Source organism: Cedecea neteri, assembly GCF_000757825.1.
GTDB lineage: Bacteria > Pseudomonadota > Gammaproteobacteria > Enterobacterales > Enterobacteriaceae > Cedecea > Cedecea selenatireducens.
Genome location: NZ_CP009451.1, coordinates 4145856 through 4160247 on the forward strand (window position 1 = coordinate 4145856; position 14392 = coordinate 4160247).

10 protein-coding genes and 1 pseudogene are annotated in these 14392 nt (G+C 56.0%); 4 read left to right on the forward strand and 7 right to left on the reverse strand.

All coding sequences use genetic code 11. The features are described from left to right. Positions 1-10: 10 nt before the first annotated feature. Positions 11-1459, reverse strand: coding sequence for a catalase KatA (gene katA, locus JT31_RS19230; RefSeq protein WP_038480923.1), 1449 nt, complete (start codon positions 1457-1459; stop codon positions 11-13). 264 nt (positions 1460-1723) lie between these two features. Between katA and JT31_RS19235 the strand changes: the two genes are divergently transcribed. Then, entirely contained in the window at positions 1724-2266 is a 543-nt protein-coding gene (locus JT31_RS19235; protein WP_038480926.1) for a YfaZ family outer membrane protein, read from the forward strand. Between the two features lie 95 nt (positions 2267-2361). Further along, on the forward strand, positions 2362-3558 hold the full coding sequence (locus JT31_RS19240; RefSeq protein ID WP_038480929.1) for a nicotinamide mononucleotide deamidase-related protein YfaY: 1197 nt from the start codon (positions 2362-2364) through the stop codon (positions 3556-3558). A 3-nt stretch (positions 3559-3561) separates the two neighbouring features. Here JT31_RS19240 and glpC read toward each other — a convergent pair whose 3' ends face one another. From glpC to glpA, 3 genes and pseudogenes are all read right to left on the reverse strand, one after another. Then, complete coding sequence (glpC, locus tag JT31_RS19245) at positions 3562-4764, reverse strand: anaerobic glycerol-3-phosphate dehydrogenase subunit GlpC (RefSeq protein ID WP_038480932.1); 1203 nt, start codon at positions 4762-4764, stop codon at positions 3562-3564. Then, on the reverse strand, positions 4751-6016 hold the full coding sequence (glpB, locus tag JT31_RS19250) for a glycerol-3-phosphate dehydrogenase subunit GlpB (RefSeq protein ID WP_038480935.1): 1266 nt from the start codon (positions 6014-6016) through the stop codon (positions 4751-4753). Before glpB ends, glpC begins: the two co-directional genes overlap by 14 nt. Continuing rightward, a pseudogene (glpA, locus tag JT31_RS19255) lies at positions 6009-7623 on the reverse strand (anaerobic glycerol-3-phosphate dehydrogenase subunit A); the annotation flags it as partial. The pseudogene glpA and the gene glpB, both read right to left, overlap by 8 nt. Positions 7624-7885: 262 nt before the next feature. Here glpA and glpT point away from each other — a divergent pair. Then, positions 7886-9238, forward strand: a complete 1353-nt coding sequence (glpT, locus tag JT31_RS19260) for a glycerol-3-phosphate transporter (RefSeq protein WP_038480941.1) — start codon at positions 7886-7888, stop codon at positions 9236-9238. 10 nt (positions 9239-9248) lie between these two features. Further along, a complete protein-coding gene (glpQ, locus tag JT31_RS19265) occupies positions 9249-10313 on the forward strand; it encodes a glycerophosphodiester phosphodiesterase (protein WP_038480944.1) in 1065 nt (354 codons plus the stop codon). A 40-nt stretch (positions 10314-10353) separates the two neighbouring features. Here glpQ and yfaE read toward each other — a convergent pair whose 3' ends face one another. The 3 genes from yfaE to nrdA form a co-directional block, all read right to left on the reverse strand. Then, positions 10354-10608 carry a class I ribonucleotide reductase maintenance protein YfaE gene (gene yfaE / locus JT31_RS19270; RefSeq protein WP_038480947.1) on the reverse strand — a complete coding sequence of 85 codons (255 nt, stop codon included), beginning with the start codon at positions 10606-10608 and terminating at the stop codon, positions 10354-10356. Positions 10609-10611: 3 nt separating this feature from the next. Beyond that, a complete protein-coding gene (gene nrdB / locus JT31_RS19275; protein ID WP_038480950.1) occupies positions 10612-11742 on the reverse strand; it encodes a class Ia ribonucleoside-diphosphate reductase subunit beta in 1131 nt (376 codons plus the stop codon). Between the two features lie 103 nt (positions 11743-11845). Continuing rightward, a complete protein-coding gene (gene nrdA / locus JT31_RS19280) occupies positions 11846-14131 on the reverse strand; it encodes a class 1a ribonucleoside-diphosphate reductase subunit alpha (protein WP_038480953.1) in 2286 nt (761 codons plus the stop codon). Positions 14132-14392 lie beyond the last annotated feature (261 nt).

Below are 14392 nucleotides of genomic sequence, written 5' to 3' on the forward strand. Positions count from 1 at the left end.
CTGCAATATTTTACCTGTCGTTCTTAAGCGCTTTGAGTGCGTTAGCCACTCCCGCGCCGTATTCAGGATGAACCTGGCTGAACAGGCAAATCTGTCGCGCCTGAATACTTTCCGGCACGTCTTTCATCTCTCCGGCGATACGCGCAAACATGCGCTGATGCTCCTCATCGCTCAGCAGGTTGTACAGCGCCCGTGGCTGACTGAAATAGTCGGTATCTTCGCGATGGTTCCAGTGGTCGGCCGCGCCTTCAAGGCTTAGCGGCGGCTCGCTGAAATCTGGCTGCTCCTGGAAAACGTTGAAGCTGTTTGGCTCGTAGGTTGCGCCGTTGCCGCTGTTGTCGTCCACGCGCATTGCGCCGTCGCGGTGATAGTTATGGAACGGGCATTTTGGCGCATTCACCGGGATCTGATGATGGTTCACGCCAAGGCGATAGCGGTGCGCATCTCCGTAGGAGAACAGGCGGCCCTGCAGCATTTTATCCGGGGAGAAGCCAATGCCGGGTACCACGTTTGCCGGAGACATTGCCGCCTGTTCGACATCCGAGAAGTAATTTTCAGGGTTGCGATTCAGTTCGATATACCCGACCTCCATCAGAGGGTAGTCACCGTGCGGCCAGACCTTGGTCAGATCAAACGGGTTGTACGGTGTTTTTGACGCTTCGGCTTCCGGCATAATCTGAATGAACAGCTTCCAGCGTGGGAAGTCACCGGCCTCAATGGATTCGTACAGATCGCGCTGCGAGCTTTCGCGGTCTTCAGCGATGATTTTTCCCGCTTCTTCGTCCATCAGGTTCTCAATGCCCTGTTGGGTTTTAAAGTGGAATTTCACCCAGAAACGCTCGTTGTCTTTATTGATAAAACTAAAGGTATGACTGCCAAAGCCGTGGATATGGCGATAGGAACTCGGCAGGCCGCGATCGCTGAAATCAATGGTCAGTTGGTGAAGCGATTCCGGCAGATGCGAGAAGAAATCCCATTTATAGGTCGGGTTACGCAGGTTGGTGCGCGGGTCGCGTTTTACGACGTGGTTCAGGTCCGGGAACTTGAGCGGATCGCGGAGGTAGAATACCGGCGTGTTGTTACCCACCAGGTCCCAGTTGCCTTCCTCTGTATAGAATTTCATGGAAAAACCGCGGATATCGCGCTCGGCGTCGGCGGCGCCACGTTCACCGGCAACGGTGGAGAAACGCATAAACATTTCGGTTTTTTTGCCGACTTCCGAAAAGAGTTTTGCTCGGGTGTAGCGGGTGATGTCGTGAGTAACGGTAAAATGGCCGAAAGCGCCAGAACCTTTGGCGTGCATACGGCGCTCGGGAATAACCTCCCGGTCGAAATGCGCTAACTTTTCAAGAAACCAGACGTCCTGAAGCAGCATAGGGCCACGCGGGCCTGCGGTAGCGACGTTGTTGTTATCGGCAACGGGTGCGCCTGCGGCGGTGGTTAATCCTTTCTTGCTCATCAATGCCTCCCTAAGACCTGGGTCAAGTGGTTACAGAAAATGTTAAATATAGACCATATTTATAATGTGACTACATTCATTGCCGGAACACTGTTGCACTTTCCGCCGTCGTGGTTCATTGATCTTGTCCCCGGAAATGGTGTCTTTTCATTTCCTTACACTCAAGGAAATATTGGCATTTTCTAACGCGTTAATAAGATAATGCGCCACGCCATCCAATGGCGTTTTCAAGGGCAGCCCTTTTTCTTTTTCAGGAACCAAGGAATGAATAAATTACTTTTAGCCAGCGGCGCGGGTTTGCTGCTGGTTTCTGCAGGTGCCAGCGCGATTGGCGTGAGTGCTGAAGTCGGCAAGGAATACACTAATCTCGGCGTGGGTTTTGGCACCGAAAGCAGCGGCATTGCGGTAACCGGTAACTACGCGCACAACGACGACAACGGCGATGCCGTGGGTCTTGGCCTCGGCTTTAATATTCCTCTGGGGCCGATGATGGCAACCGTGGGGGGGCGTGGCGTTTACCTGCATCCAAAAGATCGCAAAGAAGGTTATGCGGTTGCGGCCGGCGGCGGCCTGAAATGGCCAATTACGCCTGATATTGCGGTGTTTGGCGATTACTACTACTCGCCAGATTCGCTGTCCAGCGGCGTGAAGGACTATAAAGAAGCAAGCGCAGGCGCAAGCTGGAACTTTATGCGTCCGTTCTCGGCTCAGGTGGGCTACCGTTACATCAGCCTTGGCGGCAAAGACGGTGACCGGACCGATACCGTTGCCGACGGTCCGTATGTGGGCGTCAGCGCCAGCTTCTAATTTCTTCCAGCGCGACGCTTCTGTTGCGCTTTTTCTTCCCGCCCGTTGTTCCCGTCTGCGCTATAGTGGGGCGTTCCCTTGCTGCGGAGTAGAAGATGTTAAAAGTAGAAATGCTGTCGACCGGTGACGAAGTGCTGTACGGGCAAATTACCGATACCAATGCAGCCTGGCTTGCCGATTATTTCTTTCACCAGGGTTTACCGATGTCGCGCCGTAATACGGTGGGCGACAGCCTTCCTGACCTGATTGCCATACTGCAAGAGCGCAGCCACCAGGCCGACGTACTGATTGTTAACGGCGGTCTGGGGCCCACAAGCGATGATTTAAGCGCGCTGGCGGCGGCTACCGCTGCGGGCGTTGAGCTGGTTGAGCATGCCGAATGGCTAGCCTGGATGGAGCAGTTTTTCGCCGAGCGTGGGCGAGTGATGGCCCCGAGCAACCGCAAGCAGGCACAAATTCCGGCCAACAGCGAAATGATCGACAACCCCGTGGGCACTGCCTGCGGTTTTGCAATGACCTTAAACCGCTGCCTGATGTTCTTCACGCCCGGCGTGCCATCAGAATTTAAGGCGATGGTAGATAAAGAAATTATGCCCCGGCTGCGCACGCGTTTTACGCTCCCTGAACCTCCAATATGCCTGCGTTTAACCACCTTTGGGCGCTCCGAAAGCGAGCTGGCGCAATGTCTTGATCCGCTGACGTTGCCGGAGAATGTGGTGATGGGGTATCGCTCGTCTATGCCGATTATCGAGCTTAAGCTCACCGGCCCGGCCAGCCAGCGTGAGGCGATGGAAGCGGTATGGCCAGAGGTGCGCCGTGTCGCCGGCGACAGCCTGATTTTTGAAGGAACCGAAGGGCTTCCGGCGCAAATAGCCCGCCGCCTCGCCGAGCGTTCACTGACTATCGCCGTGAGCGAACAGTTTACCGGCGGCCTGCTGGCGCTACAGCTGACAAGGGCGCAGGCTGCGCTGAAAGCTAGCCGTGTTTTACCGCAGGAGGCTGGCACGCTGGCGGAAGCGCTGAAGGCCAGCGCAGATCTGCGCCAGAGCCAGCAAAGCGGCGTGGCTCTGGTTATTGCCGGTGAGGAAGAGAGGCAAATCAACTTTGCTCTCTCCACGCCGGACGGCACCTTTGGCCTTGGCGTGAAGTTTGGTACCAGCCGCCATGCGCTGGCCATTCGTCAGGAAGTGTGCGCCATGATGGCGCTTAACGTGCTGCGTCGCTGGCTCAACGGCCAGCCGCTGGAAACCGAGCACGGCTGGATTAAGGTTGTGGAATCAGCCAGCCTCTAAGCATCAGGCGAGCGCCCGTGCCAGCAGCGTAATCGGGTGCTCGCAGCGTTTGCTGGTGGACATCTCTATCTGCCATTTACAGGTTTCACAGTCGGTGACTACCAGGTCAACGCCGCTCTCTTCTATCTGCTGGAACAGCGGCGCGCCGATACGCTGGGAGGTCGGATAGTTTTCTTTTTTAAACCCATAGGTGCCGGCGATGCCGCAGCATTGGGAGTCCAGCATCACCAGCTCCACGCCGGGAATTCGGCGCAGCAGCTCAACGGAGTAGAGCGTCCAGCCCATTTTTTCCATATGACACGGCGTATGGTAAGCGATGCGAAGCGGCGTATTTTTTAGCGCCAATGTTCTGCCATCCTCTTCCAGAAGTTTCCAGATATAGCGCGTTGCCAGCTCAATGTGATCGCGGATCGGCGTGGTATCCACGCCGAGAATGTGCGGGTATTCATCGCGCAGGGTGAAGGTGCAGGTCGAAGAAGTCGCCACGACCGGTAGCCCGCGCTGAATAACCGCTTCTTCAAGCGAACTGGCATTTACCGCCGCCTGTTTTTTTGCCTTTTCAATAAAGCCGTTGGCGATGAGCGGTACGCCGCAGCACTTCTCTCTTTTCAGTAACTGAACGCCGATGCCCATCGCGTTAAGCACTTTAACCATATCTTTGCCGAGCTGGGGATGGTTGTAGTTCACGAAGCAGCCGTGGAAGAACGCGACCTGCTGCGGGAAGGTGGCCTGGCGCGCCGCCTGGCGTCGATACCACTGGCGGAAGGTGCCGAAGGAGTATTTGGGCAGTTCGCGGTGGGAATCAATGTTGAGCGCTTTATCCAGCAGCTTACGTACGGGCTTCATGCCGGTGGTGGCATTGACCAGCGGGGCAAAAGGCGTGGAGAGCGTGCCCATTAAATCGGTATGGCTGAGAATCGCGTCGCGCAGGGAAGGTTTATGCTCACCGTATCTGGCACGCGCCCGCTGGATGATGTCGCCAATTTTGACCTCGGACGGGCAGGAGACTTCGCAGCGTTTGCAGTTGGTGCAGTACTTCAGCGCGTCGTCATACAGCGAGGGATCTTTTAGTCTCAGCCTTTCGCCGTCGGGCCCGGCCTGTTTTGGCCCCGGATATTCCGGGCGTACGCGGCTAACCGGGCAGGCTGTGGTGCAGACCGTGCATTTAATACAGCTTTCAAAGCTGGTTTCATCAAGCAGGTTCATGGCAAGCCTCCGCGGCAGCAAGGATTTGTTCGGCAACACAGAGCGCCGTGAGCATAGAAACACCGGCCCCGCATCCTTGCTGGATGGGGTTAAAACCGCCCAGCACAGAGCCAATGGCATAAAGATTTCGCGTGTGTTCACCGTCATGGCTCGGCTGAAGCCGGGTATTCACTTTTAGCCCAAACTGCAGCCAGGGCTGAGGCGTAAAGAAATCGGTCTCACTCCAGGAGGCGCGATCCCCCGGCACCTCCACGTCCAGCCCGAAGATAGGCTCAAAAACTCGCTGCCTGTCAGCTTCCAGCCCGCCGCTGAAAAAGCTTCCGCTGGCCAGAATGACATGACGGGTACGTAGCGGAACTTCACGGTGATTTTTGGTGAACAGGGCGTTGATGCAGCCTCGTTCTAACTGAGCGCCGATGACGGTGTCTCCCGGCATGATAAGCCCGCCGAGGGATTGAAAGCGGCGGCGAAGCGCATCGTGGAGCCTCATTCCAGGTACAGAGGGCGGCAGGGTTGGGAGCAGTTTTACCGGCACGTTTAGCGCCTGCTGCAGGGCTGAAACCGTACTCTCTTCCAGACCGAAACAGGCGGGAAGGATCATCGCTTCACCGCTGCCCAATAGCAGCCTGAGTTCATCCACCAATGCCTGGTGATTTTCCGGCAGATCCAGCACCCGGGCGATGTTTACGGCGCGAAACTCGCTTGGGTTATCACGTAATACGTCAAGCACGGGTAAGGTGAGTTCGGCGACGTGTGCGGCACAGCCCGAGGACGAAAGCGAACCTGCCACCAGCTCTGCCTGAAAGTCCAGAAAACCTGCGATATTAATTACCGTCACTTTTTGCCACGGCAGTGGAGCCTGAGGCACCTCCGGCGGGCTTAGCCAGCTGGCTCTTTGCTTACCCAGCGGGGTGATTCTCAGGTGGTTTTGGCGATAATGGCCCGTCAAGGGGATGCCAGCCCTTGCCAGCAGTTGTTCGCTTTCTGCGGCAAAAGCCAACACGCTTTCTTTGCCCATCAGGCTGTAGGGATGTTGGGGGGCCTGTTCAGCCAGGCTTTCCAGCGCGGCCTCAGGCTCCTGAACCGGGCTGCCGTCCGGCAGCGCCGAGAGCAAATCCAGCGAGCCGGAAGAGAAGTGCAGGGCGCTTTGCCCGCGGCTGACGATAGCGCAGCGTTGCCCGTTTTCCGCCAGCTTTATGCCTGCGGTCAGTCCGGCCAGGCCGCTGCCGATGATGATAGTGTCGAATTTCATCCCTGTTCTCCGTTATCCAGGCCGCACAATCCCTGGTAAACCCAGGTGGTAAATTCGCTTTCGCGCAACGCATTTCCCCAGGCTATCGGGCGGACGCCTTTCCAGCGTTCGTTGAGGAAGTGGGAAAGCTGTTCCAGGGATTGTGCCGGTGTGGTGAGCTGGAAGCGCTGCAGCAGGCCCGCGGCACGGCAGGCGCAGAGTTCACCCTGGCAGGTGCCCATGCCCACACGCGTTCTGCGGCGTAAATCACCCAGGCTTTTTACGCCAAGGGCATCGATGGCATAGCGAACCTCACCGGAGGTGACGGCTTCGCATTCGCAAACCAGGCTGTTGCTAAGCCGGCTGTTATTCAGCAGGCGGGTAGCGCGGTCGCCGTGCCGCCAGACGGCCGACCCGCGAATCGTAGGCGGTAAGGAGATAACTTTGCCCAGCGTTTGCTCTGCCGTTTGTTCGGAGCCCGGCAGCGGCGTCGAAGCTGTGGAGCAGGGGATATTGTTCCCAAGCCGCTCGCAAACCAGGTCCGTTGCCCATTCCGCCATCAGGCGGTAGGTCATGAGTTTGCCGCCGGTAATGGTGATAAAGCCGTCCATACCGTCGCGTTTTGCGTGATCCAACAGCACAATCCCACGGCTCACGCTGCGCCCCGTCGGATCGTTATCGCTGGCGACCAGAGGCCTGACGCCTGCGTAGGCCCGAAGAATGCGGGTTCGGCCCAGTACCGGAGCCAGTTTTTCACCTTCGCGGATCAGAATATCTACCTCATCCGGCGTGACGGACATATTGTCAATCTGGTCGTAGTCAATGTGCGTGGAGGTGGTGCCAATAAGCGAGATGGTGTCGCCGGGGACAAGGATATCGGCGTCTGCCGGTTTACGGCAGCGGTTGATGACCATGTTATTGATTCTGTGGCCGAGGATCAGCAGCGCGCCTTTAGCCGGGAACATTTTTACGTTGAGATCGGCGTATTCCGCGATGCGTTGCCCCCAGATACCCGCAGCATTAACCACCATAGGCGCGCGGAATTCTCCTGCTTGCCTGGTGAGATGATTGAATACGCGCACGCCGCAAACCCGGGAGCCTTCGCGAATCAGGCCGGTGATTTCGCAGCCTGTCAGAACTTCAGCCCCGTGTTCCTTCGCATCGAGCATATTGGCTGCGGTCAGGCGGAAAGGATCGACCGTCCCGTCCGGCACGCGAACGGCACCGATTAACGTTGGGTTTGCGGACGGCTCCAGCCGCAGCGCTTCTTTGGGATCAAGCGCTTGTGCATCGATACCGGCCTGGCGACAGGCGGTGATAAATCCGCTTTGAAACGCGAGATCGTCTTCCGGAAGGGTGATAAACAGGCCGTTCGTAGGTTCGATGCAGTGGCGGGCGATGCGCCGCAGAATGCGGTTTTCTTCGATACACTCTTTTGCGGATTCACCGTCGGTGACCGCATAGCGAGCGCCGCTGTGGAGCAGGCCATGATTGCGGCCCGTCGCGCCTGTAGCGATGTCATGCCGCTCGAGCAGCAGCACTTTCAGCCCGCGTCGGGCGCAGTCGCGCGCGATCCCGGCGCCGGTTGCTCCTCCGCCGATAATAATCACGTCCGTTTCTCTGCTCACATGGCGCTCCTTTTATCCCTTCTTTATTTACCGTTATTCAGCCATAAATAAAGTACGAAATGTTTGATTGCGAGCAAATTCGAGCAATAAACGAAAGTTATTCATGATGAAATGCACCTTTTCGCCTTTTTGTAATAAAAATGTAACATTGTGTGCGATGTTTCACAGTAAATACGCGCATAGATAACTAACATGCGCTCGCAAAAGAACATTTGGCGGGAGCCGCTTGCTCCCGCTGAACACCAACGCCACGGAGGCTCGTATGTTAAGTATCTTCAAACCCGCCGCGCATAAGACGCGTTTGTCAGAGGAGCAGATAGATCCGACCTATCGCCGCCTGCGCTGGCAAATTTTCATGGGTATCTTCTTCGGTTATGCGGCTTACTATCTGGTAAGGAAAAACTTCACCCTTGCGATGCCGTATCTGGTGGAGCAGGGCTTCTCCCGCGGCGATCTCGGTTTTGCACTTTCCGGGATTTCGATTGCCTACGGATTTTCGAAATTCATCATGGGATCGGTCTCTGACCGTTCGAATCCGCGCGTTTTCCTGCCTGCCGGGTTGATTCTCGCCGCCGCCGTCATGCTATTTATGGGCTTTGTGCCGTGGGCAACGTCCAGCATCGCCGTGATGTTTGTGCTGCTGTTCGCCTGTGGCTGGTTCCAGGGCATGGGGTGGCCGCCGTGTGGGCGCACCATGGTGCACTGGTGGTCGCAGAAGGAGCGTGGGAGCATTGTTTCCGTCTGGAACTGCGCCCATAACGTGGGCGGTGGTCTTCCTCCACTGCTGTTCCTGTTGGGGATGGCGTGGTTTAACGACTGGCATGCGGCGTTGTATATGCCTGCTTTTGCGGCGATCGTTGTGGCGATTATTGCTTTCGGTTTGATGCGTGATACGCCGCAATCCTGTGGCCTGCCGCCGATTGAAGAGTACAAAAACGACTACCCGGACGATTACAGTGAGAAAGCGGAAGAAGAGCTGACGGCGAAGCAGATCTTCATGAAGTATGTCTTCCCGAACCGCCTGCTGTGGTACATCGCCATTGCCAACGTGTTTGTCTATCTGCTGCGCTACGGCATTCTGGACTGGTCGCCAACTTACCTGAAAGAAGTGAAGCACTTCGCGCTGGATAAATCCTCGTGGGCCTACTTCCTTTATGAGTACGCGGGTATCCCCGGCACGCTGCTTTGCGGCTGGATGTCGGACAAGGTATTTAAAGGTAACCGTGGCGCAACCGGCGTGTTCTTCATGGTGCTGGTGACAATTGCCACCGTGGTTTACTGGCTCAACCCGCCGGGCAATCCGGGCGTGGACATGGCCTGTATGATTGTTATCGGCTTCCTGATTTATGGCCCTGTGATGCTGATTGGCCTGCATGCGCTGGAGCTTGCCCCGAAGAAAGCCGCAGGCACGGCGGCGGGCTTTACCGGACTGTTTGGCTACCTGGGCGGCTCGGTCGCGGCCAGCGCCATTGTCGGCTATACCGTGGACTTCTTCGGCTGGGACGGCGGCTTTATCGTGATGATTGGCGGCAGCGTTTTGGCCGTGCTGCTGCTGATTGTGGTGATGATTGGCGAGCGTAAGCATCGCGATGAAAAATTGTTGAAGAACGGCTAAGGGGAGCAGAATGAAACTGATGGCAAAATCCTTACTGGCGGGCGTGGTGCTGGTGGCGACCAGCAGCGTATTCGCCCAGACCACGGACAAAATAGTGATTGCCCACCGGGGTGCCAGCGGCTATCTGCCTGAGCATACGTTGCCGGCAAAAGCGATGGCCTACGCTCAGGGCGCGGACTACCTTGAGCAAGATCTGGTGATGACCAAAGACGACAGGCTGGTGGTGCTTCATGACCACTATCTGGACAGGGTGACCGACGTCGCGAAGCGCTTCCCGGACCGTGCACGTAAAGATGGCCGCTACTACGCCATCGACTTTACGCTGGCGGAAATCAAGTCCCTCAGGTTCACCGAAGGTTTTGATATCGTTGACGGCAAGCAGGTGCAGACCTATCCGGGGCGCTTCCCGATGGGCAAATCCGACTTCCGGGTGCACACCTTTGAAGAAGAAATCGAGTTTGTTCAGGGGCTGAACCATTCCACCGGCAAGAACATCGGCATTTATCCTGAGATAAAAGCGCCGTGGTTCCACCATCAGGAAGGGAAGGATATCGCGGCGAAAACCCTCGAGGTGCTCAAGCGATACGGCTACACCGGCAAGCAGGATAAGGTTTATCTCCAGTGCTTTGACGCCGCAGAGCTTAAGCGCATTAAAAACGAGCTTGAGCCGAAAATGGGCATGAACCTTAATCTGGTGCAGCTTATCGCCTATACCGACTGGAATGAGACTCAGGAAAAACAGCCGGACGGCAAGTGGGTGAACTACAGCTACGACTGGATGTTTAAGCCTGGCGCGATGAAGCAGATAGCCCAGTATGCCGACGGTATCGGCCCGGACTACCACATGCTGGTGGAGAAGGCATCAACCAAAGGCAAAGTGAAGCTCAGCGATATGGTAACCGAAGCGCACGCCAGCAAACTGACGGTGCATCCTTATACGGTGAGGGCGGACGCGCTGCCGGACTACGTCAGCGATGTGAATCAGCTGTATGACGTGCTGTACAACAAAGCCGGCGTGGACGGGCTGTTTACCGACTTCCCGGACAAAGCTGTGCGGTTTCTTAATAAGCCGTAATCATTAATGAAAAAGGCCGCATTCGCGGCCTTTTTAACAACTACATCTCGATTTCTATATCGCCCCGGGCCTTGCAGCAGCAGGGGAGAATTTCACCGGGCTGGATAAACGCCAGGGGCTCGGTCAGCCACTGCACTTCACCCGCCAGCAGCCGGGTGCGGCATGAGCCGCAATAGCCTTCCCGACACTGATACTCTACGCAGACTTTGTGGGACTCCAGCGCCGCCAGTAGCGAAGGGTGTTCCTCTTCGCTCATCAGCTGCGCGCCGGTAATGCTGAGCGTGATACGGCTCATTGCTTACAGCTGGAAGTTGCTCAGATCGTCGGTATCGACTTCCGAGTCAATCTGGCCCACCAGATAGGAGCTGACTTCAACTTCCTGCGGGGCAACCTGCACGTTATCGGACACCAGCCACGCGTTGATCCACGGAATCGGGTTAGAACGGGTCTGGAACGGCAGGTCGAGGCCCACGGCCTGCATGCGGATGTTGGTGATGTACTCCACATACTGGCAGAGGATGTCTTTGTTCATCCCAATCATCGAGCCGTCGCGGAACAGGTATTCGGCCCACTCTTTTTCCTGCTGGGCGGCCAGCACGAACAGGTCGTAGCATTCCTGACGACATTCAACGGCGATTTCCGCCATTTCGGGATCGTCTTCTCCGCTGCGCAGCAGGTTCAGCATATGCTGAGTGCCGGTCAGGTGCAGGGCTTCATCACGGGCAATCAGCTTGATGATTTTGGCGTTACCTTCCATCAGTTCGCGCTCGGCGAAGGCGAAGGAGCAGGCGAAGCTTACGTAGAAGCGAATCGCTTCCAGGGCGTTAACGCTCATCAGGCAGAGGTACAGCTGTCGTTTCAGCGCGCGCAGGTTCACGGTAACGGTTTTGCCGTTCACGTTGTGCGTGCCTTCGCCCAGCAGATGCCAGTAGCTGGTCATCTCAATCAGGTCGTCGTAGTAGCCAGAGATGTCTTTGGCGCGCTTGAGGATTTCCTGATTGGTCACGATATCGTCGAAGACAATCGCCGGATCGTTCACGATGTTGCGGATGATGTGAGTGTAGGAGCGAGAGTGAATGGTCTCGCTAAACGCCCAGGTTTCGACCCAGGTTTCCAGTTCAGGAATAGAAATCAGCGGCAGCAGCGCAACGTTCGGGCTGCGGCCCTGGATGGAGTCCAGCAGCGTCTGGTACTTCAGGTTGCTGATGAAGATGTGTTTCTCATGCTCCGGCAGCGCCTGGAAGTCGATACGGTCACGGGAGACGTCCACTTCTTCCGGACGCCAGAAGAAGGAGAGCTGCTTTTCAATCAGCTTTTCGAAGATGTCGTATTTCTGCTGATCGTAGCGCGCCACGTTAACCGACTGGCCAAAGAACATAGGCTCGGCGAGCTGATCGTTTTTCGTCTGTGAAAAAGTAGTGTAAGCCATTTATTTGTATTCCATAATTTTTTCCCCTCACCCTGACCCTCTCCCAAAGGCAGAGGGAACTGGCCCGGTGCCGGGAGAAACAGAGGTGAGGGAAAAACGAAAATCAGATTTTACATGCACCGCTTTCGCAGCCATCGTCCTGGATGGAAGGAGCCAGGTCATCCTGAGTATCTTCCGCGCCGTCGCGGGTGTTTTGATAGTACAGGGTTTTCACGCCGAATTTATAGGCGGTGAGCAGATCCTTCAGCAACTGCTGCATCGGCACTTTGCCCGACGGGAAGCGCGTTGGATCGTAGTTGGTGTTGGCAGAGATCGACTGGTCGATAAACTTCTGCATCAGGCCAACCAGCTGCAGATAACCGTCGTTGCTCGGCATTTCCCACAGCAGCTCGTAGTTGTTTTTCAGCGCTTCATAATCCGGCACGACCTGGCGCAGGATCCCGTCTTTCGACGCTTTAATGCTGATGTGGCCGCGCGGCGGCTCAATGCCGTTGGTGGCGTTAGAGATCTGCGAGGAGGTCTCAGACGGCATCAGGGCAGAAAGCGTGGAGTTGCGCAGGCCGTGAGTTTTGATGGACTCACGCAGGCCTTCCCAGTCCAGATGCAGCGGCTCGTTGCTGATAGCATCCAAGTCTTTCTTATAGGTATCGATCGGCAGAATGCCTTTCGCATAGGTGGTTTCGTTGAACCACGGGCAGGCGCCTTGCTCTTTCGCCAGCTCGTTTGAGGCTTTCAGCAGGTAGTACTGAATCGCTTCGAAGGTCTTGTGCGTCAGGTTGTTTGCGCTGCCGTCAGAGTAACGCACGCCGTGCTTCGCCAGATAGTAGGCAAAGTTAATCACCCCGATACCCAGCGTACGACGACCCATTGCGCCGCGTTTCGCCGCCAGAATTGGGTAATCCTGATAGTCGAGCAGGGCGTCGAGGGCGCGTACCGCCAGCACGGCCATCTCTTCCAGGTCTGCCAGGCTTTCGATCACGCCAAGGTTGAACGCGGACAGCGTACACAGGGCAATTTCGCCGTTTTCATCGTTCACGTCGTCCAGCGGTTTGGTCGGCAGGGCGATTTCCAGGCACAGGTTTGACTGGCGTACCGGCGCAATCGCCGGATCGAACGGGCTGTGGGTGTTGCAGTGGTCAACGTTCTGGATGTAGATACGGCCGGTAGAGGCGCGTTCCTGCATCATCAGAGAGAACAGCTCGACCGCTTTCACGCGCTGTTTGCGGATGCTGTCGTCTTTCTCGTACTTGGTGTAGAGGCGCTCGAACGCATCCTGGTCAGCGAAGAAAGCATCATACAGCCCCGGCACGTCAGACGGGCTGAACAGAGTGATCTCTTCGCCCTTCAGCAGGCGGGTGTACATCAGCTTGTTGATCTGTACGCCGTAGTCCATGTGACGCACGCGGTTGCCTTCTACGCCACGGTTGTTTTTCAGCACCAGCAGGCTTTCAACTTCCAGGTGCCACATTGGGTAGAACAGGGTGGCAGCCCCGCCGCGCACGCCGCCCTGAGAGCAGGACTTCACCGCGGTCTGGAAGTGTTTATAGAACGGGATACAGCCGGTGTGGAACGCTTCCCCGCCGCGAATCGGGCTGCCCAGCGCACGAATACGGCCGGCGTTGATGCCGATGCCTGCGCGCTGAGAAACATACTTCACGATAGCGCTGGAGGTGGCGTTGATTGAATCCAGGCTGTCGCCGCACTCGATCAGGACGCAGGAGCTGAACTGGCGAGTAGGGGTGCGCACGCCGGACATGATTGGCGTAGGCAGAGAAATTTTGAAGGTAGAAACCGCGTCATAGAAACGCTTAACGTAGCTGAGGCGGGTTTCACGCGGGTAGCCGGAGAACAGGCAGGCGGCGACCAGAATATACAGGAACTGCGCGCTCTCGTAGATTTCGCCAGAGACGCGGTTCTGCACGAGGTATTTACCTTCGAGCTGTTTAACGGCCGCGTAGGAGAAGTTCATATCACGCCAGTGATCGATGAAATCGTTCATCTGCTCGAACTCTTCTTCCGTGTAGTCTTCCAGCAGGTGACGATCGTATTTGCCCAGCTCAACCATTTTCACAACCTGATCGTAAAGCTTCGGTGGCTCAAACTGGCCATAAGCTTTTTTACGCAGGTGGAAAATCGCCAGGCGTGCGGCAAGGTACTGGTAATCCGGTGCGTCACGGGAAATCAGGTCGGCGGCAGCCTTGATGATGGTTTCATGAATGTCAGAGGTCTTAATGCCGTCATAAAACTGGATATGGGAACGCAGCTCAACCTGAGAAACGGAGACGTTGTTCAGCCCTTCAGCGGCCCAGTCGAGTACTCGATGAATTTTATCCAGATTGATGCGCTCTTTGCTGCCATCGCGTTTTGTAACCAGCAGACTCTGATTCATGTGAGTTTTACCTGTCCGTGAGATGAGTTTTCCCCTGATTTATGCACATTCGCCAGCCTGTGACTAACTCTGTGGATAAATACTATATATAGGGGGTGGGTGACAAAATGGTCACTAGATGGTGAGTATTCTAGTAAGGAATCCGTTCAGTACAAGTATTGATTTCATCAATAAAATGAGGTTCCCCAGGGCGCTTTTTTCGTAAGTCCACGTCACGTAAGGCTTGAGGGAATTGTCAATGGGATGCAAAAAAAATGAAAA